25 protein-coding genes, 1 tRNA gene and 1 pseudogene are annotated in these 23,768 nt (G+C 70.8%); 22 read left to right on the forward strand and 5 right to left on the reverse strand.

Annotated features, from left to right (window positions below; all coding sequences use genetic code 11):
• Positions 1-719: 719 nt before the first annotated feature.
• The 5 genes from ACZ7M2_RS45265 to ACZ7M2_RS45285 all read left to right on the forward strand — a co-directional run bounded on the left by ACZ7M2_RS45265 (position 720) and on the right by ACZ7M2_RS45285 (position 4,988).
• Positions 720-1,397, forward strand: coding sequence for a hypothetical protein (locus tag ACZ7M2_RS45265; RefSeq protein WP_471600255.1), 678 nt, complete (start codon positions 720-722; stop codon positions 1,395-1,397).
• 236 nt (positions 1,398-1,633) lie between these two features.
• A complete protein-coding gene (locus ACZ7M2_RS45270; RefSeq protein WP_471600311.1) occupies positions 1,634-2,167 on the forward strand; it encodes a GtrA family protein in 534 nt (177 codons plus the stop codon).
• 70 nt (positions 2,168-2,237) lie between these two features.
• The gene (locus ACZ7M2_RS45275) at positions 2,238-3,173 is read left to right on the forward strand and encodes a phosphorothioated DNA-binding restriction endonuclease (protein WP_471600256.1); all 936 of its coding nucleotides are present in this window, start codon (positions 2,238-2,240) and stop codon (positions 3,171-3,173) included.
• A gap of 58 nt (positions 3,174-3,231) precedes the next feature.
• On the forward strand, positions 3,232-3,888 hold the full coding sequence (locus ACZ7M2_RS45280; protein WP_471600257.1) for an RNA polymerase sigma factor: 657 nt from the start codon (positions 3,232-3,234) through the stop codon (positions 3,886-3,888).
• Positions 3,885-4,988 carry a CU044_5270 family protein gene (locus ACZ7M2_RS45285; RefSeq protein ID WP_471600258.1) on the forward strand — a complete coding sequence of 368 codons (1,104 nt, stop codon included), beginning with the start codon at positions 3,885-3,887 and terminating at the stop codon, positions 4,986-4,988. The genes ACZ7M2_RS45280 and ACZ7M2_RS45285 overlap by 4 nt, the downstream gene beginning before the upstream one ends.
• A 37-nt stretch (positions 4,989-5,025) precedes the next feature.
• Here the strand turns inward: ACZ7M2_RS45285 and ACZ7M2_RS45290 are convergent, their stop codons facing one another.
• Together ACZ7M2_RS45290 and ACZ7M2_RS45295 are read right to left on the reverse strand one after the other, a co-directional pair.
• Positions 5,026-7,041, reverse strand: coding sequence for a copper resistance CopC/CopD family protein (locus tag ACZ7M2_RS45290; protein ID WP_471600259.1), 2,016 nt, complete (start codon positions 7,039-7,041; stop codon positions 5,026-5,028).
• A gap of 81 nt (positions 7,042-7,122) precedes the next feature.
• Complete coding sequence (locus tag ACZ7M2_RS45295) at positions 7,123-9,873, reverse strand: GNAT family N-acetyltransferase (RefSeq protein WP_471600260.1); 2,751 nt, start codon at positions 9,871-9,873, stop codon at positions 7,123-7,125.
• 78 nt (positions 9,874-9,951) lie between these two features.
• Between ACZ7M2_RS45295 and ACZ7M2_RS45300 the strand changes: the two genes are divergently transcribed.
• The 5 genes from ACZ7M2_RS45300 to ACZ7M2_RS45320 all read left to right on the forward strand — a co-directional run bounded on the left by ACZ7M2_RS45300 (position 9,952) and on the right by ACZ7M2_RS45320 (position 12,768).
• A complete protein-coding gene (locus ACZ7M2_RS45300) occupies positions 9,952-10,677 on the forward strand; it encodes a siderophore-interacting protein (RefSeq protein ID WP_471600261.1) in 726 nt (241 codons plus the stop codon).
• Between the two features lie 36 nt (positions 10,678-10,713).
• Entirely contained in the window at positions 10,714-11,298 is a 585-nt protein-coding gene (locus tag ACZ7M2_RS45305; RefSeq protein WP_471600262.1) for an HhH-GPD-type base excision DNA repair protein, read from the forward strand.
• A 139-nt stretch (positions 11,299-11,437) separates the two neighbouring features.
• Positions 11,438-12,082 (forward strand): HdeD family acid-resistance protein, encoded by a 645-nt coding sequence (locus ACZ7M2_RS45310; protein ID WP_471600263.1) that lies wholly within the window; start codon positions 11,438-11,440, stop codon positions 12,080-12,082.
• 126 nt (positions 12,083-12,208) lie between these two features.
• A complete protein-coding gene (locus tag ACZ7M2_RS45315; RefSeq protein ID WP_471600264.1) occupies positions 12,209-12,550 on the forward strand; it encodes a hypothetical protein in 342 nt (113 codons plus the stop codon).
• A 71-nt stretch (positions 12,551-12,621) separates the two neighbouring features.
• The gene (locus ACZ7M2_RS45320; protein WP_403702357.1) at positions 12,622-12,768 is read left to right on the forward strand and encodes a hypothetical protein; all 147 of its coding nucleotides are present in this window, start codon (positions 12,622-12,624) and stop codon (positions 12,766-12,768) included.
• A 129-nt stretch (positions 12,769-12,897) separates the two neighbouring features.
• Here the strand turns inward: ACZ7M2_RS45320 and ACZ7M2_RS45325 are convergent.
• Positions 12,898-14,502, reverse strand: a pseudogene (locus ACZ7M2_RS45325) (helicase HerA-like domain-containing protein).
• Positions 14,503-14,607: 105 nt separating this feature from the next.
• On the opposite strand from ACZ7M2_RS45325, the gene ACZ7M2_RS45330 reads away from it, so the two are divergent.
• Positions 14,608-14,904 (forward strand): type II toxin-antitoxin system VapB family antitoxin, encoded by a 297-nt coding sequence (locus ACZ7M2_RS45330; protein ID WP_003999914.1) that lies wholly within the window; start codon positions 14,608-14,610, stop codon positions 14,902-14,904.
• A gap of 198 nt (positions 14,905-15,102) precedes the next feature.
• Positions 15,103-15,738 carry a LytR C-terminal domain-containing protein gene (locus ACZ7M2_RS45335; RefSeq protein ID WP_471600312.1) on the forward strand — a complete coding sequence of 212 codons (636 nt, stop codon included), beginning with the start codon at positions 15,103-15,105 and terminating at the stop codon, positions 15,736-15,738.
• Positions 15,739-15,974: 236 nt separating this feature from the next.
• Here the strand turns inward: ACZ7M2_RS45335 and upp are convergent, their stop codons facing one another.
• The gene (gene upp, locus ACZ7M2_RS45340) at positions 15,975-16,610 is read right to left on the reverse strand and encodes a uracil phosphoribosyltransferase (RefSeq protein WP_054235115.1); all 636 of its coding nucleotides are present in this window, start codon (positions 16,608-16,610) and stop codon (positions 15,975-15,977) included.
• Positions 16,611-16,706: 96 nt separating this feature from the next.
• On the opposite strand from upp, the gene ACZ7M2_RS45345 reads away from it, so the two are divergent.
• The 9 genes from ACZ7M2_RS45345 to ACZ7M2_RS45385 all read left to right on the forward strand — a co-directional run bounded on the left by ACZ7M2_RS45345 (position 16,707) and on the right by ACZ7M2_RS45385 (position 22,375).
• Positions 16,707-17,033 (forward strand): hypothetical protein, encoded by a 327-nt coding sequence (locus ACZ7M2_RS45345; RefSeq protein WP_471600265.1) that lies wholly within the window; start codon positions 16,707-16,709, stop codon positions 17,031-17,033.
• Between the two features lie 299 nt (positions 17,034-17,332).
• Positions 17,333-17,875, forward strand: a complete 543-nt coding sequence (locus ACZ7M2_RS45350) for a tRNA adenosine deaminase-associated protein (protein ID WP_471600313.1) — start codon at positions 17,333-17,335, stop codon at positions 17,873-17,875.
• Positions 17,876-18,050: 175 nt separating this feature from the next.
• Positions 18,051-18,482 carry a tRNA adenosine(34) deaminase TadA gene (gene tadA, locus ACZ7M2_RS45355; protein ID WP_352050509.1) on the forward strand — a complete coding sequence of 144 codons (432 nt, stop codon included), beginning with the start codon at positions 18,051-18,053 and terminating at the stop codon, positions 18,480-18,482.
• A gap of 62 nt (positions 18,483-18,544) precedes the next feature.
• Positions 18,545-18,629 (forward strand) — tRNA-Ser (locus ACZ7M2_RS45360).
• 153 nt (positions 18,630-18,782) lie between these two features.
• A complete protein-coding gene (locus ACZ7M2_RS45365) occupies positions 18,783-18,962 on the forward strand; it encodes a hypothetical protein (RefSeq protein ID WP_067377012.1) in 180 nt (59 codons plus the stop codon).
• 40 nt (positions 18,963-19,002) lie between these two features.
• On the forward strand, positions 19,003-19,296 hold the full coding sequence (locus tag ACZ7M2_RS45370) for a Dabb family protein (protein WP_352050474.1): 294 nt from the start codon (positions 19,003-19,005) through the stop codon (positions 19,294-19,296).
• Positions 19,297-19,491: 195 nt separating this feature from the next.
• Positions 19,492-20,436, forward strand: coding sequence for an RNA polymerase sigma factor SigF (locus ACZ7M2_RS45375; RefSeq protein WP_471600314.1), 945 nt, complete (start codon positions 19,492-19,494; stop codon positions 20,434-20,436).
• A 244-nt stretch (positions 20,437-20,680) separates the two neighbouring features.
• Positions 20,681-21,589 (forward strand): RNA polymerase sigma factor SigF, encoded by a 909-nt coding sequence (locus ACZ7M2_RS45380; protein WP_054235068.1) that lies wholly within the window; start codon positions 20,681-20,683, stop codon positions 21,587-21,589.
• 495 nt (positions 21,590-22,084) lie between these two features.
• Complete coding sequence (locus ACZ7M2_RS45385; RefSeq protein ID WP_471600266.1) at positions 22,085-22,375, forward strand: hypothetical protein; 291 nt, start codon at positions 22,085-22,087, stop codon at positions 22,373-22,375.
• A 45-nt stretch (positions 22,376-22,420) separates the two neighbouring features.
• Here ACZ7M2_RS45385 and ACZ7M2_RS45390 read toward each other — a convergent pair whose 3' ends face one another.
• Positions 22,421-22,618, reverse strand: a complete 198-nt coding sequence (locus ACZ7M2_RS45390; protein ID WP_352050473.1) for a hypothetical protein — start codon at positions 22,616-22,618, stop codon at positions 22,421-22,423.
• Between the two features lie 644 nt (positions 22,619-23,262).
• On the opposite strand from ACZ7M2_RS45390, the gene ACZ7M2_RS45395 reads away from it, so the two are divergent.
• A complete protein-coding gene (locus tag ACZ7M2_RS45395; RefSeq protein WP_352050472.1) occupies positions 23,263-23,754 on the forward strand; it encodes a MarR family winged helix-turn-helix transcriptional regulator in 492 nt (163 codons plus the stop codon).
• The last annotated feature ends 14 nt before the right edge of the window (positions 23,755-23,768 follow it).

Here is a 23,768-nt window from a genome sequence, read left to right on the forward strand (position 1 = left end):
CCGTTCACCGCCGTACGCGCACTCCCTCTGACCTGCCCCGTGAACCCCTACGAACACCCTCGGACGGCAACGCGGACAGTTGGAAAGCGTGTTGGGGGCAACCCCTCACGAGTTCGAATCTCGTATCCTCCGCCAGTGCCTCACCGGGCACGATGTCGAAGGGCCCCACCGCTTGTGGTGGGGCCCTTCGACGTTGGCCGCCTCGGTCGTAGGCGTGTGGCGGGCGTCATGAAGTCGCCCGTGATCGGGCAGACCGATCGTGCGGCGCCGCGGCCGTGCGCATGCCGGGGCCGACGTCGGTTCTTCCGGATGCGGACGTATCCCGCGTCGCGGTCGACGTCCTCCCAGGGGAACCCGAGCGCTTCTCCTTGCCGAAGCCCGAGCACGAGGGCGACCACCCAGTGCACTGTTGCCGAGCTCGGCCGCCTCGAGCCGCCTTCATCGTCGCCGGCCAGTGGCCGCAGACCCAGGCCGCGCCGCCGGCCCGGAAGAAGCGGTGGATCCTCGTCTCCGCGGACGTCCGGATCATGCGCCAGTCCCGCTGAGCCCCGCCGGGCCTGCGCGTCGCGGACGTCTCGGTCGTGATCGGTGCGCGCTGTGCCGGTTTCCTCCTGGTGGGAGCCGATGCCCTGTCGCCTCGTCAACTCCCTGCGCCTACAGTCTCGTCGGAGTGACGGGCGAGCGGGGTGGGATGGGTGGGCATGGAGTCGGCGCAGCGTGTGATCCATCGGAGTGGGCTGTTCTCACGGCTGCTGGTCGTGCTGGTGGGCGTGGCGGTCCTGCTGCTCGGCTACAGCCTCCTCAGGGAGAACCTGCCGGCACGGCTGACCCATGACTGGCCCTGGAAGCTCAAACTGCTGGACATACAGAGCGCCGTCACGGCGGTGCTCGGTACGGGAGGAGCCGCGCTGGCCCGGGCCCAGTACGCGCGGACGGTGCGGCCCGCCATCGGATACGGGGGCCGCGTCGTCGCGAACACGGCTCCGAACGAGCGGCTGGCCTGGCTGTGCAAGCTCCTCAACGGCGGGCAGGAGGTGGCGATCACCGCGGACACCAGCTACTGGATCGAGTACACCTCCGCGGGACGCGCCGCCGGCGCCGTCGACTCGTCGGAGTGGACGGGCCAGCCGGAGGCGACAGCGGCGATCGTGAGCCGTGGGCTGGCGGAGCGCCAGGACTTCCAGCTGAACCTTGTCGGCCGCGGTTACCCCATCCCCGGGCAGGGGCAGGGGCAACTGTTTCTGGGCTGGTTCACCGAGAAGGCCATGCGCGACCTGGAGAGCGTATACGTGCGGGTGCGGGTGGTGGACCGGGTCGGCGATGTCCACGAGCGCGTCGTCAACTTGCTGAAGGGCGCCGATCGTTCACCCACCCATCCGGACGCTTCCCCCTTCTGAGTACCCCGCTCTCCCCCGGGGCGGGGTACAGCTAGCTACACCCCCGGTTCGGGAGTGCACCTCATCGTTTCGGCGCACGGACGACGGCATCGTTGAACCCAGCTGGTCCCAGAGGTTCACAGCTCCCCCGTCCGGAAGGAAAGCCCATGAACGCGCTGCTCTCGTCCAAGCCGGAGACGGGCACGAGGACGGGCATGGAGACGGGCACGAGGAGGGGCACGGAGACGGAGTCCGCGGTGCGGGGTGCGGAGCGGGCCGGGACCAGCACCCACGACACCCGCCGGATACCGGCGGCCCCGGCCGCCGCCCTCGGCCCGCTCGCCTCCTTCGCCCGGTTCGTCCTCTGCGGCGGCGGCATCGGCGTCCTCTCCAGCTTCGCCGTCCCCCTCGTCGCCGGTCTGATGCCCTGGGCGGTGGCCAACGCGGTCATCACCGTCGCGTCGACCATCCTCTGCACCGAGCTGCACGCACGCTTCACCTTCGGCAGCGGGAAGCACGCCGGATGGCGCCAGCACTGGCAGTCCGCGGGATCAGCCGCGGCCGCCTACGCCGTCACCTCCGTCGCGATCCTCATCCTGCACACCCTCCAGACCTCCCCGGGCATGCTCACCGAGCAGATCGTCTACCTCAGCGCCTCCGGCCTCGCCGGCATCGGACGCTTCCTCCTCCTGCGCCTCTACGTCTTCGCCGGCGGACGGACCAGGGCCACGGAGCCGGTACGGGTGAACAACCCGGCACGCCGCCCGCACCGGGCCCTGGCATGGGCCTAGGCCAACCCGTCCGCCCTCCCCATCAAGCCACCAGTCCGATCACCCGACCGCACCCGTACGATCACCCGTCATGGAGGACTGGCTGGAGCGCGCGGCGAAGCTGAGGCAGTGGACCGGCAACGGGGTCCGCGCCCCGCACAAGCCCCTGCTCCTCCTCTACGCCCTCGGCCGGTTCCAGCGGGACGCCGGCGGCGAGTTGCGCTACAGCGCGGTCGAGGACGATCTCAAGCGGCTGCTGGCCGAGTACGGTCCGGCCAACCGGACGACACCGGCGTACCCCTTCCACCATCTGGTCGGCGACGGGGTGTGGGAGGTGCGGACCGATCGCGGACCCGGCAGCCCCGGCAGCGGGGTGCGGGAACTGCGGTCGACGGGCGCGGCGGGACGGCTGGCGCCGGACCTGCGGGCGGCGCTGCGACGCGATCCCGCGCTCCTCGGCCGGATGGCCCGGATCCTGCTCGACCTGCACTTCCCGCCCTCGCTCCACGACGAACTGTGCGAGGCCGTGGGCCTGGAGTGGGAGTGGGAGCCGGAAGGATCGGTGCACCTGCCGGACGCGGGGCCGCGGGACCGGCGCCGACGCGACGGGCGGATGCGGGAGCTGGTCCTGACGGCGTACGAGTACCAGTGCGCGTTCTGCGGGTACGACGGCCGGATCGGGGCGGTGCCGGTCGGGCTGGAGGCCGCGCATGTGCGCTGGTGGGCGTTCGACGGGCCGGACGACATCGACAACGGTCTGTGCCTGTGCTCGCTGCACCACAAGCTGTTCGACAAGGGCGTCCTCGGTATCGGGGACGGGCACCGCATCCTTGTGTCGCAGCGCTTCGTCGGACGGAGCCTGGCGGCCCGCGACCATGTCATCGCGCTGGCGGGCCGTCCGCTGACCGGTCCCCAGCCGGGCACCGCGCCCGTCGCCGCGCACCACCGGACCTGGCACACCCGGCAGGTGTTCCACGGAGCTCCGCGCCCTGCCGCGCCCGTCCCCACCGCACACGGGGAAGTGTGATGCAGGTCACGGGAAGTCGGTGCCGGGTGCCGGACAGCTCATAGGGGTGAGCATTGATATGCGTACCCGGGTACGGGCCGGGGAATCGAGCGCCTTCGCGGAGCTCTTCGACAGTTATGCGCGCGCGGTCTACAACCATGCCTTCCGGCTGACCGCCGACTGGTCGACGGCCGAGGACGTGATGGCCGCGACCTTCCTGGAGGCATGGCGGCTGCGTGACCGGGTCGACCCCGAGGGCGGCTCGCTGCGGCCCTGGCTGCTGGGCATCGCCACCAACACCGCGCGCAACCAGTACCGGAGCAACCGGCGTTACCGGCAGGCGGCCCAGGCCGCCGCCGCGGCCGAGCTGTCGGTGCCCGACCACGCCGAGGACGTGGCAGGGCGGGTCGACGACCGGGGCCGCCTGGCGACCGCCCTCACCGCCCTCGCGACGCTGCGTCCCGCGGAGCGCGAGGTCATCGCGCTCTGCCTGGGGGAGGGCCTGGACTACGAGGCCGCGGCCGAGGCGCTGGGGATTCCGGTCGGCACGGTCGCCTCCCGGCTCTCCCGCGCCCGCAAGAAGCTGCGCGCCCTCACCGACCCCGGACCGGCGCGCCAGGAACCCGAACCGCCGCTGAAAAAAGTTCGCGGAAGACGGGAAGGCAGCCGCCGCGCCCGACAGATAACAGGCGATCGCACCCAAGTGATCCGGCCCGCACAGGAAGGAAACCGATGAACGCGAACACGCCCCGGCAGAGTCCGGCCGAGCAGGACGAGAGCGCCCAGCAGCTCCTGTCCCGCACGGCGCGCGACCTCCCGGCGGGCCGTCACCAGTTCCACAAGGAGCGCCTGATGGCCCAGATTCACCAGATCCAGCAGGAAGAGCGCACGGCGGCCGCGGAGGCGGTGGCCCCGGCGCGGACCCGGCGCTTCCGGCTGCCGCGTCCGGCGATCACGCTGCCCGCGCTGGCCGCCGCCCTGGCCGGTACGGTCGTCGCCGTAGCGGCGATGAACGACGGCGGCGGGGTCAGGGACGGCGGCGTCGCCACCGGGCCCGCCCTCACCACCCACATCGGTGCCGCGACCACCAAGGACGTCCCCCAGTTGCTGGGCCAGATCTCACTGGCGGCGGCCGAGACCGAGGGAAGCCACCCGGCCGTCAAGCCCGGCCAGTACGTCTACATAGAGTCCAAGACGGCCGACACCTTCGTGAAGACCGTCGACGACAAGAGCAGCCTCGCCAGCCACGCGCTGCACACCCGCAAGGTCTGGCAGTCCTCCGACGGCACCAAGGGCTGGCTGATCGACCCGGCCTCCAGCGACGACCCCGCGGGGGAGACCCTGAGCCTGCCCGACGAGCAGGGGAACACCCTGGTCGGCGGCCTGAACCACCCCACGTACGACTACCTGGCCAAGCTGACCACCGACCCCGACCGGCTCCTGGCCACGATCTACAAGGAGACCAAGGGCCACGGCAACTCGCCCGACCAGGAGGCGTTCACCACCATCGGCGACCTGCTCGGCGAGAGCTATCCCCCGGCGCATCTCTACCCGGTGCTGTTCAAGGCCGCAGCGAAGATCCCCGGTGTCGTCGTCGTCGACGACGCGGTGGACGCGGTGGGCCGGCAGGGGGTCGCGGTGGCACGCCTGGACGAGACCAGTGGTCAGCGCGAGGAGTGGATCTTCGACAAGAAGACCCATGTCTTCCTGGGCGAGCGCTCGGTCCAGGTGAAGCAGGGCACCGGCGAGGACGCCCTGATGACGCCCGGCACCGTGACCTTCACCAGCGCGATCCTCAAGCGGGCCGTCGTCGACGGCATGAAGCAGACCCCTTGAGCCGATGCAGACCCCGTGAGCCGATGCGGTGGTCCCGTCAGCCGATCTTCACGGTCTTCGACACCGTGACCTGGTCGATGTCGGTGGTGCGGACGGTGGCCTTCATGGTCCAGGTGCCGGCCACCGGGAGGGTGACGCCGTCCGCGGCCCAGTAGCCGCCCTTGTCCGTCAAGCCGGCGTCGATCGGGCCGATCTGCTGGGATTCCAGAGTGAAGGTGAGGCGCAGTTCGGGCACCGCGGCGAAGCCGCCGTCGGAGCCGTAGATCACGGCCTGCACGGAGTTCTCGCCCACCCGGCTCGGTGTCAGTTGGATCTGCACCTTGCCGTGTCCGCCCTGCGCGCCGATGTCGAACGGAATCGTCGTCGTCGAGGCCGTGGTCTCTCCGGAGGCCGCGGTGGCGGAGGCCGCCGCGGCCTCGGTGGCCGCGCGGCCCGGCTGGGTACCGGTGAGCAGGGTGGTGATCACCAGCACGACGATGCCGACGACGACCTCGACCAGCACCGAACGGCGCAACGCCCGCCGGTACCGGTCGGCCTCGTCGGAGGCCGTGCCCGAGGCCTTGTCGGAGATCTTGCCCGAGCGCTTGTCGGAAGCCTTGTCCGAGGGCGCGTGATCCGGATCCGGTGCGCCGTCGTCCGATTCACCGTCGTCCGAGGGGCCATCGTCCGAGGGGCCGCCGTCCGAGGGAGCACCGTCCGACGGGCCGTCCGCCCTCCCGACCCGTACGTCGGTGGGGGCGGCCGAGGCCCCCACCGTCTGCGGCACCCGCTCCTCCACCAGCACCGCCGCCGCTGTCCGTGCCTCCTCCGCCGCGAGCATCAGCCGCCCGGTCCAGCGCCGCGAGGCCCCCGCCCCCGCCAGCAGCACCAGCACCGCCACCAGCTTGGCGAGGAGGAGCCTGCCGTACGAGGTGGAGGTCAGCGCGTCCCAGGAGCCGAGGCCGCGCCAGGACTGGTAGACGCCGGTGACGACCAGGACGGTGACCGAGGCGAGGGCGAGGCGCGAGAAGCGGTTGACGACGGCCGCGGGGAGCGGCTCGGCCGACCGGTACAGCGCGGTGAGCAGGGCAGCGAGGCCGCCCAGCCAGACCGCCATCGACAGCAGGTGCAGTACGGAGGAGACCATCGCCACGGGGACCTGGATCCCGGCGGACGCGTGCTCGGCGACGGCCCAGGTGACGGCGAGGGAGACGGTGAGCAGCCCGCCGAGCGCGAGGACGAGCCGCCCCCGCGTCTGCTCGCGTACCGGATAGAACACCGCCGCCCCGAGCAGCACCAGCCGCGCCAGCAGGGCCAGTCCCGGCCTGCTGGTCAGGGTCTCGCTGAGGACGGACGGGTCGAAGGCGTCCGCCGGTCCGCTGCCGCGCTCGTAGGGTCCGCGCAGGAGCAGCAGCGCGACGGTGGACCCGGCCAGGATCCACCAGCCGGTGAGGAGCAGCCGCCGCACCGGACCCGGGAACCCGCAGACCAGGACGAAGGTGGCCGCGCCGATGAGGAGGGCCAGACCGCCGTACGCCAAGTAGCGGGCGGCGTCGTAGAGCGTGCCCGCGGCGGTGTTCCCGGAGGGGTCCACGGGAACGGGCGGGGGGGTCGCGGAGGGTTTGCCGATGGAGAAGGTGAAGGCGCCGGAGACCGGGTGGCTGTCGGCCGAGACGACCCGCCAGGCCACCGTGAAGGTGCCGGTGCCCAGGCCCTTGGGCAGGGTCACACGGGCGGTGTCGGAACGGTCGCCCGCGTGCCCCGGATCACCGGTGTGCACGCGTCGGTTGTCCGGGTCGAGCACGCGGAAGGAGTCGTCAAGGAGCCCGATGGACTCGCTGAAGGACAGCGTCACCTCGGTGGGCGCCGTCTTCAGCACGCTGCCGTCCTGCGGATCGGTGCCGGTCAGCGCGGCGTGGGCGGACGCGCCGCCGACACCGCCGAACAGCACCAGGACCAGCACGGTGCCCAGCAGTGCCAGCCCCTGGGCGATCCGCCGTCGCTCCCGCTGTCCGCCTCCACGTCCGCTCACACGCCGTCTCCGTCGTCTCCGTCGTCCCTGCGGTCTCCGCATTCCGGTCCGCACTTCCAGAGTCACGGATACGTACGGACGAATCCGGCGCCGTGCTCACTCCCCCGGCGAGGAACCCACCGATCAGCCCACTGGGGAACCCGGCGAGGAAGCCTCCCGGAGGGCCGTCGCCCGGGTCAGAAAGGCCAGCCGGGCCCGCTTCTCGGGCAAGTAGACCCCGGGAAGGTCGATTTCGGGAAGCACGATCTCCGGGCCGACTACGAAGCCCTGTCGGACCAGACGCGCGATCGCCTTCTCGTTGCGCGCGTCGGGTTCGACCACGACCCGCTGCCGGTCGAGGCCGACCAGCACGTACCGGGTGAACGCGGTCAGCAGCGCGGACGACCAGCCCGGCCGGCCACCTCCGGACCCCGCGGGGCCGATCAGCAGGTGGACGCCGATGTCGCCGGGTTCGACGGCGTAGCACTCGCTGACCCGGTCGGCCTCGGGCTCGTACGTCTGGAAGAGCGCGGCGGGCTCGCCGTCCTTGACCGCGAGGAAGGCGTGGTGGGTGTCGAGGGAGTCCAGATGGACGTACGTCTCCAGCACCTGCTGTTTCGTGAGTCCGTTCATGCCCCAGAACACGGCACGCTCCTCGCTCACCCAGCGGTGGATGACATCCAGGTCGGCGTGCGGGTCGACGGGCAGGACGCGCACGGTCCCGAAGCCGTCGATGTTCTGCTCGTGCACGGCCTCGCGGTCGGCGGCGTACGGCTCACTGCTCATGGTGTCCTCAACCTTCTCTGTCTCCTGCTCCGGTGTCAGCCGGCTCCAGTCGGTGCTGACCGGGACCAGTTCTCCCTTGAGCCACAAGGGGAGTTGGTCGCGGTGGTGGGCCGAGCCCGGGACGCCCGAGGCGCCGAAGGGGACCACCCAGAGGCTCTGGTCGCGGTCGGCGAGGTCCCAGACATAACGGGCCGCCGGGCCGCGCGCGCTCAGGTCGGTCAGGCCGGGGACCGCCGAGGTGCACAGCACGCAGTCGTGGTCTCCGGAGAGACCCGGTTCGTCGTACGAGGTGGTCGGGAGCGCGCGCCAGGGCGCGAGCCGGTGGGTGTCGCCCCAGACGCCGAGCGGCCCGGCGGCCGCCTCCTCGACGGCCTCGCGGACGAGGGCGGCGCGATCGATGCCGTACAACTCCTCTGTCCTCAGCAGGTGTTCGAGGGCGAAGGCGACACGGGGGAGGAGGGCGAGCCAGGGGCGGAAGACCTCGGGGTACGCGGGCGGGTCGGCCAGCGCGGCGAAGGCGGGGTGCGCGGCGAGCCGCCGTACGACCGCGCCGCGCACCGCGGAGTAGGCGGCCGCCGCCATGCTGTCGGCCGTCATCCGGCGGTCCCAGCCGAGCAGCCAGTCGCGCAGGGCGGTCGCCTCGATGCCGAGTCCGTCGAGCGCGGCGAGGTGGTCCATCAGGGGCGCGGCGGAGGCGAGATGGGTGTCCATGTGGATGTCCGCCATGTCCTGGGCCGACCACTTCGGCCGTTCGTCGAGGAGCTGCCGGATCCGGGCGGCCCGGTGGACCGGGGCGAACTCGACACCGAGCGGGCCGGCGGGGCCGCGCTGGTTCGCCATCACGGCGACGCCGTCCTCGACCGTGCCGTACGGCATCTCGTGCCAGCCCCGCCATTCATGCCCGGGCTCCCAGGCGGCGACGATCCGGGTGCGGTTGTCCGCGCCGCGGAGCGGGACCCGGCCGGCGACCCGGTGCAGCACGCCGCCCTCGGTGTCGGCGGCCTGGACGACGTTCACGGGCTCGGCCCAGTGGTCGAACGCCCGGTCGACGTCGGCGACTTCGCGGGCCCGGAGGAGCGGGAGGAGCGCGCTGAAGCCGAGGTCTTCGGTGACGCGGGGCGGGTAGCGGAGGCTGATGGCTTCGACGCCCTCGGTCTGTTCCGCTCCGCCGATCACGACCGGTCCGCGCGGGGTCTCGACGACCTCGACCTCGACGGGTTCACCGCCCGCCACCTCGACCGTCTCCACGTGCCGGGCGACGGCCCGCCACTCCCCGTCGGGGTCGAGCGCCTCCCACTCCTCCGGTCGCTCCGGTCCTTCCGGTCCCTGGGGCCCGACGCGTCGCAGTCGTTCCCGGTACAGGTCCTGGTAGTCGGCCATCGCGTTGGTGATGGCCCAGGCGACCGTGCCGGTGTGGGCGAAGTGGGCGATGCCCGGGACGCCGGGGACGGCGAGGCCGACGACGTCGAACTCGGGGCAGGAGAGGTGGATCTGCTGGTAGACGCCTGGGTCCTCGATGAAGCGGTGGGGGTCGCCCGCGATGACCGGGCGACCGGTGCCGGTGCGCTCGCCCGTGACGAGCCAGCCGTTGCTGCCGGAGGTGCCGGGACCGTCGGCGGCGAAGAGGTCCACGGCCTCCGGTCCGATCCGGCGGACGACCTCCTCCCTCCACAGCTTGGCGGGGAAACCGGCGAAGAGGATGTGCGCGCCGAGCCAGACGCCGAGCGGGGTCCAGGGCTCCCAGCGCCCCGGGGCGAGCCCGGTCTCCGCGAACTCCGGGGTGCGCCGGGCGCCTTCGGCCAGCCCCTCGTTGACCCCGTCGACATACGCCACGACCCAGTCGGCGGTCTCCGGATCCCGTCTCTCCAGCGCCGCGAAGCAGCGTCTCGCGGTGTCGTCTAGCCGGGCCCGGCGTGCGAACCGGTCCCAGCCGACGGCCTCGGCGCCGAGGAACGCGGCGGAGGTGCCCTGCGCGCGGTGCCGTTCGACCTCCAGTTGCCAGGCGCGGTCGAGGGCGGTGACACGGCCCTGGGCGCGGGCGAGGGCGCGGGCGTCGGTGGCGCGCAGGTGGGGGATCCCCCAAGGGTCACGGTAGAGCTCGGCGGTCACAGTCCATCCCCACTCTTGTCAGGTTAGGCTAACCTAACTTTTGCTGTGGCGAAATCGTACGTGAGGGGTGGAGGGCCGATGGGCCAGGGGCATGGCTGGGAAGGCGCGGTACTCAAGCTGCTGCGCGGCAAGGACTTCGAGTTCACGGTGACCGGAGCCGAAGACATCACCCCGCGCTACCGGCGCCTGCGCCTGACCGACGGCGGCATGCTCGCGGCGACCGGGGTGCACCCGACCATGTGGGTCCGGCTGTGGTTCGACAACGCGGGCAAGCCGCACCAGCGGGCATACACCCTGGTCGACCCCGACCCCGCGAACGGCACCTTCGGGCTTGAGTTCGCGCTGCACGAGGGGCGCGCGAGCGACTGGGCGCGGGCGGCGCAGCCCGGGGACACCATCGCGGCCACGGTCCACGGCACCGCGTTCACGGACCCGGACCCGGACCCGTCCCACGTCTTCGCCGTCGCCGACTCGGCCTCCCTCCCCGCCCTCAACTCCCTCCTGGACGCGGTGGGTACGGCCCCGGCGACGATCTGGTTCGAGACGGACCACGGCACGGACGGGCTCCCGCTGCGCACCCGCCCCTCACTCCACGACCTGCGCCCGGTCCCGCGCCGGGGCGCGCCGCTCGTCACCCGGGTCAAGGAGTCCCTCCCCGGCCTCCTCAAGGACCAGTCCGCCCCCTATGTCTGGATCGCCTGCGACACCACCACGACCCGCGCGCTCACGACGTACGTCCGCAAGGAACTCTCCGTCCCGAGGCAACGGGTGAACGCGATGGGCTACTGGCGCACGGCGGCCTGAGAGGCGTTCCGCACCCTCACGCGGGATCATCGAGACATGGACGTCAGCCTTCACATCGCCCAGGATCCCGAAGCGGACGCGTTGCTCAGCCGCAGTCCCCTCGCCGCCCTGACCGGGATGCTGCTGGACCAGCAGGTGCCGATGGAGTGGGCGTTCAAGGGACCGCGCACGATCGCCTCGCGCATGGGGGCGGACGAGTTGGACGCACACGAGATCGCCGCGTACGACCCGGAGAAGTTCGCCGCGCTGCTCACGGCGAAACCGGCCGTGCATCGCTATCCCGGGTCCATGGCCAACCGGATCCAGCAGCTGTGCCAGTACCTCGTGGAGCACTACGACGGGGACGCGGCCAAGGTCTGGGACGGCGTCAAGAGCGGCGAGGAGCTGCTGCGGCGGCTCAAGGAACTGCCCGGGTTCGGCGCCCAGAAGGCCCAGATCTTCCTGGCCCTGCTCGGCAAGCAGTTCGGTGTGCGGCCCAAGGGCTGGCGCGAGGCGGCGGGGGCGTACGGCGAGCCGGACTCCTTCCGCTCCGTCGCCGACATCACCGGGCCGGAGTCCCTGGCGAAGGTCCGCGCCCACAAACAGGAAATGAAGGCCCAGGCGAAGGCCTCCGGCAAGTAGCCCACCACGTTCCTCGCCCCGCCGCAGCGCTCCTCAGGGGCACGGGGAACTGCGCAGGGGGCAGGGGCGGCGGGGGCGTGGGTCCGCCGGATGGGTCACCGCGGTGGCAGAGCGGCCCCACGCGGCCAAAGCATGAAACATGAGCGAGGTACCGAACGCCCCCCACCAAGGCCCGCAGTACGACGACCGCCACGTCCACGACCGCGAGCCACGCGTCACCCCCGAAGGACCCCTGCACTTCCTCGCCCGCAGCGCCTGGCAAGCCGTCCTGCTCGCCGGCGTCGCGGCCTTCGTCCTGGGCGTGCTGGTGCTGGTCTGGCCGGGCGCCTCCCTGCTGGCCGCAGGCGTGCTCTTCGGCCTCTACCTGCTCTTCAGCGGCGTACTCCAGCTCGTCGCCGCGTTCGGCACCCACGTCGCGACCTCGCTGCGCGTCATGGCCTTCATCAGCGGCGCCCTCTCGATCCTGCTCGGCCTGTTCTGCTTCCGCGGCCCGATGCAGTCGACCCTCCTCCTCGCCCTGTGGATCGGCATCGGCTGGCTGTTCCGCGGCATCACCCAGACCCTGGCCGCCGCGTCCGACCCGACCGTGCCGGCCCGCGGCTGGCAGATCTTCCTCGGGATCGTCAGTTTCCTCGCGGGGATCGTCCTCATCGTGTCCCCGTTCACCTCGGTCGCCGTCCTCACCCTCGTCGGCGGCTGCTGGCTCATCGCGGTCGGCGTCACGGAAATCGTCACGTCGTTCGTGATCCGCGGCCGGGCCAAGCACATCCCTGCCGTCGTCTGACCGCACGCCCGACCGCACGCCGAGTCCACGCCGTACGTCAACTCCACGCCTCTCCCGTAGCCCATGAGGGCGGATCTCGGCGCCGACGCGATGAACCACCCACTCCGGATGGGGACACGACCTCCTATGAGCTCCTCTCCGCACCGCCGGCCGCGCCCGCCGCACCGGCACGCGTGGATGCGGGTTCTCACGCTCCTCGTCGTCACGATCCTCGCGATGGGCGCCTACGTCGACGCCCTCGCCCCGACCCCCGTCGTGGCCTCCGCCGAAGCGGGCTGCGGCGCCGAACACGACGTACTCGACACGGCCCTTCGCCCGCCCGCCCGGCAGGACCACCGCCCCCTCGCCCCGCTGCACCCCGCGCCGACCTCTCCCGACTGCCCGGAGCCGGCGCCCCGCCCCCGTCACGTACCGCCGTCGCACTCCCGCACGCTGCACGCCCTGCGCTCCGTGGTCCTGCGCTGCTGACAGGCCCGGCCCGGCCTCCGGACCGTCCCCACCAGCCAGTCAGTGAACCGAGCGAACGCAAGGACACAGCCATGCCCACCGACCCGTACGCGGTCCTGCGCGCCCTCCTGCGCGCGGAAGCCGTCCGCAACACGCCCAAGCCGCAGCCCGAGCCCAGGCCCGCACCGGACGCCCGGCAGATGCAGGCGCCCCCGCCCAAGGAGCACGGAAACAGCTAGGGGAACGGTGAGGCGACCGTCCCGCCCGCGGGCGGGGCGGTCGCCTCACCGCCTGACAGATGACAACTGACAACTGACAGATATCAAAAACTGACCACCAACCACCGGCTACCAACCACCGGCTACCGGCTACCGTCTGCGCCGAGCCGTCCCGAAGAGGGAGCGGGTGATCTCCCTGCCGATCTGCGTGCCCATCGACCGTGCCAGGGACTTGAAGATCCCGCTGCCGACGACCTGTTCGACGACCGAGGGTTCCTCCTTCGCCCGGCCGCCGCCCTTCGCGGGCGCCCGCCCGGTCTCCGCGGCCCCCTGGGCGGCGGCCTGCGCGGCTGCCGCGTCCCGCGCCGCGAGCTTCTCGTACGCGGACTCGCGGTCGACCGCCTGCGCGTAACGCCCGTACAGCGAGGACGCCTGCACCGCCCGGTCCAGCGCGGCCGGATCGACAGGGCCCATCAGGGACTGCGGGGCCCGCAGCCGGGTCGCCGCGACCGGCGTCGGCGCGCCCTTCTCGCTCAGCACGGTCACCACGGCCTCGCCGGTGCCGATGCCGGTGAGGACCTCCTCCAGGTCGTACGGGGAGTTGGGGAAGGTCTTCACCGTGGCCTTCAGTGCTTTCTGGTCGTCCGGGGTGAAGGCGCGCAACGCGTGCTGGACGCGGTTGCCGAGCTGCGCGAGGACGTCGGACGGCACGTCCTTCGGGGTCTGCGTCACGAAGAAGACACCGACCCCCTTCGAACGAATGAGCCGCACGGTCTGGGTGATCGACTCCAGGAAGGCCTTCGACGCGCCGGTGAAGAGCAGGTGCGCCTCGTCGAAGAAGAAGACCAGTTTCGGCTTGTCGATGTCGCCGACCTCCGGGAGGTCGTGGAAGAGATCGGCGAGCATCCACATCAGGAAGGTCGAGAAGAGCTGCGGTTTGTCCTGGACCTCGGGGAGTTCGAGGACGGACACCGTCCCGCGCCCGTCGGACGCCGTCCGCAGCAGCTCGCTCGTGTCGAACTCCGGCTCCCCGAAGAACGGACTCATGCCCTGCGCCTCGAAGGCGGTCAGGGAGCGCAGGATCACACCCGCCGTCGCGGGCGACAGTCCACCGATGCCCTTCAGCTCCGCCTTGCCCTCGTCCGAGGTCAAGAAGGTGACGCCGGCCCGCAGGTCCTTGAGGTCGAACAGTTCAAGACCCTTCTGGTCGGCGTAGTGGAAGATCAGGCCGAGCGACTGCTCCTGGGTCTGGTTCAGCTGGAGCACCTTGGAGAGCAGCACCGGGCCGAAGCTGGTGACCGTCGCCCGTACGGGGATGCCCCTGCCCATGCCGCCGAGCGCGTAGAACTAGGCCGGGCAGGCGGTCGGCGTCCACTCCTGGTGCACCTCCTGGGCACGCGCCAGCACCTTGTCGTTCGACACGCCCGGCGCCGAGATCCCGGAGACATCACCCTTGATGTCGGCGAGGAACACCGGCACGCCCTGCGCGGACAACTGTTCGGCGATCAGCTGCAGCGTCTTGGTCTTGCCGGTGCCGGTGGCTCCGGCGACCAGCCCGTGCCGGTTGAGCACGGGCAGCGGAATGCGGATCCGGGCGTCCGGCAGACACCTCCCGTCCCAGAGCAGGGCGCCCAGGTCGAGCGCGGGTCCGGCGAACGCGTAACCGGAGGCGATCTCCAGGGCCTCCTGGGGGAGCCCGCGGGCGCCGCTCACACCTTCGGGTGCCACCACGGGAGGTGCTTCGCTGTCGCTCATATCAGGCCCCTGTTCCCGGTTTGCACTGATTTACGGCGTCTTTTCCAGCGTCGCACTCCGTCGCCATGGCTGCGCCCGGAAGGTCTGGGCCGGTAGGCTTTCCGTGTGATCTTCAAGCGCATCGGAAACGGACGGCCGTACCCCGACCACGGCCGGGAAAGCACCCGGCAGTGGGCGGATGTCGCGCCGCGCCCGGTCCGCCTCGATCAGCTCGTGACGACCAAGGGTCAGCTGGACCTGGAGACCCTCCTCGCCGAGGACTCCACGTTCTACGGAGACCTGTTCGCGCACGTAGTGAAGTGGCAGGGCGACCTGTACCTCGAGGACGGCCTGCACCGCGCCGTACGCGCCGCGCTGCAACAGCGCCAGGTGCTCCACGCACGCGTGCTCGAACTCGACTGACTCGGTCGACTCGGTCGACTCGACCGAGATGAACTCGGCCGGGACCGGGCGCCTGGGACGCGAGGGCCTCCTTGAGGCCCAAGATCCCCGCTCGTTGACCCTTTTGGGTTGGACTGAACCTCGACCGATGATCATTTAGTAGGAATCACCGCCGCGGCACACTACGCTGCGCCCATGAGCATGCTCACTCCCCCTGGCATGGGCGGCCAGTACCGGATCACGGGGGACAAATACCCACGGATGCGCCGACCCCGGGGGCGTCGCAGGCTCGTGTTCCTGGTCGTCGCCTCCGTCACCGCGCTCGGGCTGATCGGGTGGGGAACCCTGCAGCTCATCGACGTCTTCACGGGCAAGGGCGACAAGGCCACAGCCGCCGGTACGAAGGGCGACTGCACGTCCAAGACCGGCCCGTCGGCCAAGGCGAGCACGGCGTCCACCGCCGCCGGGACACTGCCCAGGCCCGGGCAGATCACCGTCAACGTCCTCAACGCCACGCCGCGCAGCGGGCTCGCCAAGCAGACGGCGGACGAGCTGAAGAAGCGCGGGTTCCGCATCGGCGACGTGGGCAACGCGACGGCCACGTACGACAAGAAGGTCAACGGCGCCGGGATACTGCTCGGCGCCAAGGGGGCCGCACAGGCGGCGCTGCCGGTGCTGGGCACGCAGTTGTCCGGCGCCGAGGTGAAGACGGACGGCCGCGCCCAGGCCGACCGGGTCGACCTGATCATCGGCAACGCCTTCAAGAGCCTCACGAAGAAGCAGGACGCCGACAAGGCCCTGGCCACCCTGTCCGGGCCCCGGCCGGCCGCATCCGCCTCTCCGAAGAGCTGCTGAACGGCGAAGGCTGTCGGCTGCCCCGTAGGGACCGCGGACAGCCTTCGTGAGACCGCTGATCGTTCGGAACCGACCGCTGGACCCCTGACCCCTGGACGGCCCCGGCAAGGCCGCTGAGGGCTCGAGGGGCGATCGCAGGCCCGTAGGGGCCGCGACGGTCCCGTAGGACCCGTGGCAGGTCCCGCGCAGATGCGGGGCGCAGATGCGGGAACCAGGTCCCGCGCGGGTGCCGGACCCTACTCGGCCGCCCCGTACATCCGGTCCCCCGCGTCGCCCAGCCCCGGCACGATGTAACCGTGCTCGTTGAGCCGTTCGTCGACCGACGCGGTCACGACCGTCACCGGCGTGCCCGCCAGCTCGCGCTCCATGACCTCGACGCCCTCCGGGGCGGCGAGCAGCACCACGGCGGTGACGTCGTCGGCGCCGCGCTTGATCAGCTCCTGGATCGCCGCGACGAGCGTGCCGCCGGTGGCCAGCATCGGGTCGAGGACGTACACCTGGCGCCCGGAGAGGTCGTCCGGCATCCGGGTCGCGTACGTGGACGCCTGGAGCGTCTCCTCGTCGCGCACCATGCCAAGGAAGCCCACCTCGGCGGTCGGCAGCAGCCGCACCATGCCGTCGAGCATGCCGAGGCCCGCGCGCAGGATCGGCACGACCAGCGGGCGCGGGTAGGACAGCTTGACGCCCGTGGTGGGGGCGACCGGGGTCACGATGTCGACCTGCTCGGTGCGCACGTCGCGGGTGGCCTCGTAGGCGAGCAGGGTGACCAGCTCGTCGGCGAGCCGCCGGAAGGTCGCGGAGTCGGTGCGCCGGTCGCGCAGGGTGGTGAGCTTATGGGCGACCAGGGGGTGGTCGACGACGTGGAGACGCATGGCCATAACAGTAGCCGTGCCCCCGTGTCCCTCGCGCTGGCATCAAACCGCCCGTCAGAGGGAAGGCGGTAGGGACGCACCTGGGGTGGTGGGCCTATGCCGGACCGGGAAAAGGAGCCCCCGGAGCAGCTGGACCGACTCGGACGAGCCGAGGGGGCCGAATGGGCCGATGCGGCCGAACGGGCCGATGCGGCCGAACGGACGGGACGACTTCGCCGCGTCGAACAATCCGAACGGGCCGAACAATCCGCACGGTCCGAACGGATCGGGCAGCCGGAGACGGACGCCGAGCGACGGCGGCGCCGGGCCCAGTTCCTCCGGGATCTCACCGAGGCGCGCGAGCTGCGCGACCGCGTCCAGCCCCGCCGCGCCAAGGTCGCCCGCCTCCGTCACGCCATGCGCATGCGCACCTTCCGTTGGTAGCTCCTTCGGTAGCTCCTCCAGTGGCTCCTTTGGTAGTCCTTTGGTAGTCCTTCGGTAGCTCCTTGGTGTCCGGCCCACGCCGTGAGGGCGGGGACATGCACACACGACGCCGAGGGCCGCGTACGATCCGCTGTTAGCGATCAAAAGAGGCAGACACAGCAGGCCGAAGACGTCCCCTGAACGCTCTGTTTCTGCCACGATTCCGAGTGGGTGGGGTCTCGGAGCAGCACTCCCCGCCCAATCGACCTCCGCCGGGGGGACCCCCAACCGGCACGCCTATGACCAGTGGGAGAGTCACGGTGTACTTCGCCGCACTGCTCGCGCGCACCGAAGACGGGTGGGAAGCGAGCGACACAGAGCTCGACGATGTGGAGACCCTGTCGGATCTGACCGATCTGGCCCGTGAAGCCTCGGAGGAGGACACGGTGCTCGTACTCATCGAGCAGGAGGACGCGTGGTTCGGCGTCGTCCGCGTGGACGGTGAGGAGGACCCTCGCATCTACGTCTCGGACGCCGCAGCCGCTGCCCGCAGCTCGTACGGCGAGATCCTGCTCACGGACGAACTACTAGGACGGGAGCCCGGCGACGACGACGCCGACCTGGACTCCCTCGACCTGGACGGCACCGAGGACGGTGAACCCGACGACGCAGACGACTCCGAGGACGACGAGGAGGAGAGCGTCTCCGACGAGATCGTCTCGCACAGCCCCGTCGGGGACCGCGAGATCCTCGCCGACCTCGGTGTGAGCGAGAAGGAACTGCTCGCCCTGGACGAAGGCGACGCGCTCAGCACGATCGCCGAAGCCCTGGGAGCGGCAGAGGTCCTGGAGACCGTCCGCTAGGGCCTGATCCGCCGGACGGGCCCCAGGACCCGATCCGGAAGGCAGGGCCCGGCTCCCGCGGTTCCGGGGGAGGCGGTTTCCCTGGCGAGCCCGATAGATTTCCCGGGTGAGCCCGACAAAAGAGACCTTTCCAGCAGATCCGGCAGATCCGGTACGCGACCGCTGGCGGGCCGCGATGCGGCTCGCCCTGGACGAGGCCCACCGGGCCGTCCAGGGCGGGGATGTTCCCGTCGGCGCCGTCGTGCTGTCCACGGACGGTACGACGGTGCTCGCGACCGCACACAACGAGCGCGAGGCCACGGGCGATCCGACGGCGCACGCCGAGGTGCTCGCGATCCGCGGGGCCGCCCAGCGGCTCGGCGAGTGGCGGCTGGCCGGCTGCACGCTCGTCGTCACCCTGGAGCCCTGCACGATGTGCGCGGGCGCGCTCGTCCAGTCCCGGGTGGACCGGGTCGTCTACGGCGCCCGCGACGAGAAGGCGGGCGCGGTCGGTTCCGTGTGGGACCTCGTGCGCGACCGCCGGCTCAACCACCGCCCCGAGGTGATCGGGGGCGTACTCGAGGACGAGTGCGCGAGTCTGCTCACGCGTTTCTTCCGCGACCGCTGACTCCATGGAGCGGCGGGAAACGGATTTCAGACCACGGCCCACCTTGGGGTAGGGTCTCCCTCGGTAGCGTGTCCGAGCGGCCGAAGGAGCTCGCCTCGAAAGCGAGTGTGGCGCAAGTCACCGAGGGTTCAAATCCCTCCGCTACCGCTTGAGAAGGGCCTCGTCGCAAGACGGGGCCCTTCGTGCGTACGGCAAAGGACCTCGGCCAGCGGGCCGTTGGTCCAAAAAAGTGGGGTGAAGGTTACACTCGCCGCCGGCACACGGGGCCCAGTGGGCGCATCAGTCACAGGGGAGGCCGCGATGGCGGTGAATTCGAAGAAGATCGCCGTCTACATACTCGTGGTCTTCGCGCTCTACGTGATCATCACGGATCCGGCGAAGGCGGCCGATTACGTCCAGATAGGGTTCGAGGGCATTTCGACCGCCGCCCGGTCCATCGGCGACTTCATGACGTGGATCGCCGACGGGGCCAAGAACTGATCGGCCGCCCCCGCACGGCCCGTACCACCAGGGAGTACCCGTGATCCGCCATCTGGTCCTCTTCAAGCTCAACGAAGGCGTCGAGCGTGACGACCCCCGCGTCGTCGAGGGCGTGGCCGCCTTCCGCCCGCTCGGCGACCAGATCCCCGAGCTGCGGTTCTGGGAGTGCGGCTGGAACATCACCGACCGGCCCGTCGCGTACGACTTCGCGATCAACTCCGCGGTCGACGACGCCGACGCCCTGAAGCGGTACTTGGAGCATCCGGCGCACCAGGCGGGCGTCGCACTGTGGCGCGAGTTCGCGACCTGGGTGATCGCCGACTATCCGTTCTGAACCGATCCGAGCCGACACGCTCTGGGCCCCTCGCCGGAATCCGGCGGGGGCTTTTGCGTTTCGTATGCCCCAACTCTCCCTAAATCCTGTTCAACACGGGGTTATGCGGTGCTTGCACACAGTGCACATGTCTTGTGATGCTATGACCGCTTTTGACGGATGAGTTGATGGATCTGACGGATCATAGAGGTGGAGTTGACCGTGCCGGCCAGTACTGCGCCTCAAGCACCGCCACAGGAAATCCCCAAGGAACACATCGCCACGGAACCCCTCGCCCAGGAACGTGTCACCTCGGAACGCGCCGCCACGGAACCCCTCGCCCCGGAGCACATCGCCCACGAACGCGTCACCCCCGAGCAGGCCACCCCTGAGCGACGCCGCGGCGCCGACACCCGGGCCCTCACCCAGCTGCTCTTCGGCCAGCTCAAGACGCTGGAGCCGGGCACCACGGAGCACGACCGCGTACGCGGGGCGCTCATCGAGGCGAATCTGCCGCTCGTGCGGTACGCGGCCGCCCGTTTCCGCTCCCGCAACGAGCCGATGGAGGACGTGGTCCAGGTCGGCACCATCGGCCTGATCAACGCGATCGACCGCTTCGACCCCGACCGGGGCGTGCAGTTCCCGACCTTCGCGATGCCGACCGTCGTCGGCGAGATCAAGCGGTACTTCCGCGACAACGTCCGCACCGTCCACGTACCCCGCCGGCTGCACGAGCTGTGGGTGCAGGTGAACAGCGCGACGGAGGACCTGACGACGGCCTTCGGGCGCTCCCCCTCGACCGCCGAGATCGCCGAGCGGCTGCGCATCACCGAGGAGGAGGTGCTGTCGTGCATCGAGGCCGGACGCTCGTACCACGCGACCTCCCTCGAAGCCGCCCAGGAGGGTGACGGGCTGCCCGGACTGCTCGACCGGCTCGGCTACGAGGACCCGGCCCTCGACGGGGTCGAACACCGCGACCTCGTCCGCCATCTCCTCGTACAACTGCCCGAGCGCGAGCAGCGGATCCTTCTCCTTCGCTACTACAGCAATCTGACGCAGTCACAGATCAGTGCCGAGCTGGGAGTCTCCCAGATGCATGTGTCAAGGCTGCTCGCCCGGAGCTTCGCACGACTTCGATCCGCAAACAGGATCGAGGCGTAACCAGTAAGAGCGAATCGCTCAACGTCTCCTTTTCCGACAGTTCAGCGTCGAAAAACTTCCAGACCCCCCTTTTCCAGGGCCGATTCACCCCCTCCATGTCGACATGTCACTACAGCGTGTTGCCGACATGTGACATTCTGCCGGAAGAGCGTTTGGCGCAGCCCCGCCTCCGGTATTCAGGTGGAGGCTGCGTTCCTCCGACGGGAGCGTCCGCCGCTACCGTCCGCGACCCAAAGGGGGTGGCATGTCCGCAGACCAGGGCAGCTCGAAGGTGCTCACGCTCACGAAGAGCGAATCCGCGCCCGACGCGCTTCACGATGTCCCGGCCCTCCCGGCCCCCGATGCCGCTCCGGCCCTCGAAGCCGTCCCGGCGGCCCCCGAGACATCGGGAGCCATCGACACCCGCACCCTGTCCCGCTCCCTGTTCCTGCGGCTCGCCGCACTCGGCGAGAACAGCCCCGAGCGTGCCTACGTCCGGGACACTCTCATCGAGCTCAACCTCCCGCTCGTGCGGTACGCGGCGGCCCGCTTCCGCTCCCGCAACGAGCCGATGGAGGACATCGTCCAGGTCGGCACCATCGGCCTGATCAAGGCGATCGACCGCTTCGACTGCGAACGCGGTGTGGAGTTCCCGACGTTCGCGATGCCGACGGTCGTGGGCGAGATCAAGCGGTTCTTCCGTGACACCTCGTGGTCCGTCCGCGTCCCGCGGCGCCTCCAGGAGCTGCGCCTGGCCCTCACCAAGGCCAGCGACGAGCTCTCCCAGAAGCTCGACCGCTCGCCGACCGTCGCCGAACTCGCCGCGGTCCTGGGCGTGTCGGAGGAGGACGTCGTCGACGGCCTCGCGGTCGGCAACGCCTACACGGCCTCCTCCCTCGACTCCCCGGCCCCCGAGGACGACGGTGGCGAGGGCTCCCTCGCGGACCGCCTCGGCTACGAGGACACCGCCCTGGAGGGCGTCGAGTACCGCGAGTCGCTGAAGCCGCTGCTCGCCAAACTCCCGCCCCGCGAGCGCCGGATCATCATGTTGCGCTTCTTCGCCAACATGACCCAGTCGCAGATCGGCGAGGAGGTCGGCATCTCGCAGATGCACGTCTCCCGCCTCCTCACCCGCACCCTGGCCCAGCTCCGCGAGGGCCTGATCTCCGACTGAGACCTCCCGCGCTCACCCCTTCATAATTGACGGATCGTCAGCCACACTGGCGCGATGCGTCGAGCGACTTGGCTCCATGGCCGTCGAGGCGCCCTGGTGGGCGCCTCGACGGCTGTTGTCTGCCTGGGTGCGGTTCTGGCCGCATGCGGGGACGGGGGGAGCGGCGGCGGATACGTGGCGGTGGGGGCGCCGGCCGGTTCGGGACCCGTGGTGGCCCCGACCGGGAACGTCTCACTGACCCCGCTGCCGGAGTCCACGTCACGCGCGCAAGCCGCCAAGGGAGCCCCTCAGCAGGGCAGTTCACCCTCGCGGTCCCCGCTTGCCGCTTCGCCCGGCACGGCAACGGACCCCGGTGACGACAACTCGCCCCCTACGGGCGCCGATTCGGGCGCGACGTCGACGCCCTCCGCTCGGCCGACCCCGGGTTCCACGGCAGGCACCGGTACTCCCGGCCTTCCCGGTACCCCCAGTCCTGCCGGTCCCGCCGTTCTCGACGTGAGCGAGCCCGCGCGGGAGGCCGCCGACGAGCGCTGGTGCGAGAAGGTGACGGTCTCTTTCCGCAACACCGGTGGCAGCGCCGTGCGTTCGGGCACGGTGACCCTCGGGACGCACATCATCGGGGCGCTCGGCATCGACTGGGCGACGATCGACTCGACGCGGGATCTGCCCGTGCCGATCGCGGCCGGAGCGGGCAGCACGAAGACCTGGACGGTGTGCGTCGACGACTGGCGCGTGCCGCTCGGCATGCACATCGAGACGCGGGACGTGTCCGTCCAGTGGAAGTGACCCGCCTCCACCGGTCCTACCGGCGGGGCGGGCGGGTTGTTGCCCTTACGCCAGCGCGAGCCACGCCACGGCGGCGACGACCACCACGGCGACGACGATGCCGATGATCAGGCCGATGCGGGGACCCGCCGGAGCGGCCGCCTGCTGCTGCCGGGCCTGGGGGCCCTCGTCGACGAAAGCGCGGAACATCTGGGTGCTACCCGCGGGGTCGTAGTTGCCCTCGGGGCCCTGGGTGTTTGCCATGGCCCAGGACCCTAGCGAATACCTGCCCCCTACCCAAGTGCCGGGTTCCCCTCGCCCTCCCGTTCCCCGGTTCTGGATGGCCCGGGCATCGAGCCGAATGACACCCGCCCCGCCAACAGCACCCCGCCAGGAACGCAGGCGACCGAGCCCCCAGCCCCGCCGGCCGACAGCCGCAGACCTCCGGCTGGACGGTCGCCCACCCAACAGCCCGGGACCCCCGCCCGGTGGGGAGGGCGGGGCGCAGCCCAGGGCGAGGCCAGACACTCACCTCACCCAGACACCCACCCCCGCCCACCAGGCAACAAGAAGCCTCACCGGCCGCCGGAGCGCAGCGCCGGCCAAGGATCGGATTCCCAGCCGCCGGCAAGGTGCGGGCAAGGCGCAGGGTGCAGGGTGCAAGGCCGAACAGTCCGGCCCCCACCCCGCCCCGCCCCATCCCATCCCGCCCCGCCCCGCCCCGCCCCGCGAAGGGCACGTTCCGTCGATCCACAGCGGCTTCAAAGCCATACACGCCGCCCACCAGCAGGTTTACATTCGCCAATACTTGCCTTTGCCATCTTTTTAGCCCAGCGGCAGCGATATCGTTTGCCTGCAGCAACCAACTGGATTTATGGTTGCCCCAAGCAACGAAACCAGGAGGGGTGATGGCCGAGCAGGCGCAGTACGAGGAATTGGCTCGTCAGCTCAGTGCCATCGGTGCCGTGAAGCGGGAGCTCGGGCGGATCCTGCCGCACGACTGCCCCGCGGGCTCCGCCGCCGTACTGACCCTCCTCGGCCGGCACGGCGACATGCGGATGAGCAAGCTCGCCGAGCTGCTCGCCGTGGACATGTCGGTGACCAGCCGCCACGTCGCCCACGTCGCCGACCGGGGCTGGATCGAACGCCTCCCCGACCCCGCCGACAAACGCTCCCGCATCCTGCGCCTCACCGACGCGGGACGCGAGCAGCTCACCGAACTCTCCCACCGCTCCTCGCGGCTGTTCGCCGACCGGCTGAGCGACTGGTCCGACCACGAGGTCGGCCTGCTCATCCACCTGATGGGCCGGCTGCGCGAGAGCTTCGGCGACTGCCGTGCCGTACCCCGGCCGCCCTACGTGCCGGAAGCAACCGAACTGACCACCCGTACACCCGCGTAAGACAAGAGAAGGAA

The sequence above is a fragment of the Streptomyces sp. NPDC111507 genome (genome assembly GCF_055638955.1).

Excerpts from the sequence above, each read along its gene's own strand:
- ACZ7M2_RS45345 (WP_471600265.1), top strand. The coding sequence starts at position 16,707 with ATGCCGGACCGGGAAAAGGAGCCCCCGGAGCAGCTGGACCGACTCGGA.
- ACZ7M2_RS45280 (WP_471600257.1), top strand. The coding sequence starts at position 3,232 with ATGCGTACCCGGGTACGGGCCGGGGAATCGAGCGCCTTCGCGGAGCTC.
- ACZ7M2_RS45335 (WP_471600312.1), top strand. The coding sequence starts at position 15,103 with ATGGGCGGCCAGTACCGGATCACGGGGGACAAATACCCACGGATGCGC.
- tadA (WP_352050509.1), top strand. The coding sequence starts at position 18,051 with ATGCGGCTCGCCCTGGACGAGGCCCACCGGGCCGTCCAGGGCGGGGAT.
- ACZ7M2_RS45300 (WP_471600261.1), top strand. The coding sequence starts at position 9,952 with ATGGGCCAGGGGCATGGCTGGGAAGGCGCGGTACTCAAGCTGCTGCGC.
- ACZ7M2_RS45285 (WP_471600258.1), top strand. The coding sequence starts at position 3,885 with ATGAACGCGAACACGCCCCGGCAGAGTCCGGCCGAGCAGGACGAGAGC.
- ACZ7M2_RS45380 (WP_054235068.1), top strand. The coding sequence starts at position 20,681 with ATGTCCGCAGACCAGGGCAGCTCGAAGGTGCTCACGCTCACGAAGAGC.
- ACZ7M2_RS45365 (WP_067377012.1), top strand. The coding sequence starts at position 18,783 with ATGGCGGTGAATTCGAAGAAGATCGCCGTCTACATACTCGTGGTCTTC.
- ACZ7M2_RS45310 (WP_471600263.1), top strand. The coding sequence starts at position 11,438 with ATGAGCGAGGTACCGAACGCCCCCCACCAAGGCCCGCAGTACGACGAC.
- ACZ7M2_RS45320 (WP_403702357.1), top strand. The coding sequence starts at position 12,622 with ATGCCCACCGACCCGTACGCGGTCCTGCGCGCCCTCCTGCGCGCGGAA.
- upp (WP_054235115.1), bottom strand. The coding sequence starts at position 16,610 with ATGCGTCTCCACGTCGTCGACCACCCCCTGGTCGCCCATAAGCTCACC.
- ACZ7M2_RS45390 (WP_352050473.1), bottom strand. The coding sequence starts at position 22,618 with ATGGCAAACACCCAGGGCCCCGAGGGCAACTACGACCCCGCGGGTAGC.
- ACZ7M2_RS45305 (WP_471600262.1), top strand. The coding sequence starts at position 10,714 with ATGGACGTCAGCCTTCACATCGCCCAGGATCCCGAAGCGGACGCGTTG.
- ACZ7M2_RS45275 (WP_471600256.1), top strand. The coding sequence starts at position 2,238 with ATGGAGGACTGGCTGGAGCGCGCGGCGAAGCTGAGGCAGTGGACCGGC.
- ACZ7M2_RS45290 (WP_471600259.1), bottom strand. The coding sequence starts at position 7,041 with ATGCGGAGACCGCAGGGACGACGGAGACGACGGAGACGGCGTGTGAGC.
- ACZ7M2_RS45315 (WP_471600264.1), top strand. The coding sequence starts at position 12,209 with ATGAGCTCCTCTCCGCACCGCCGGCCGCGCCCGCCGCACCGGCACGCG.
- ACZ7M2_RS45395 (WP_352050472.1), top strand. The coding sequence starts at position 23,263 with ATGGCCGAGCAGGCGCAGTACGAGGAATTGGCTCGTCAGCTCAGTGCC.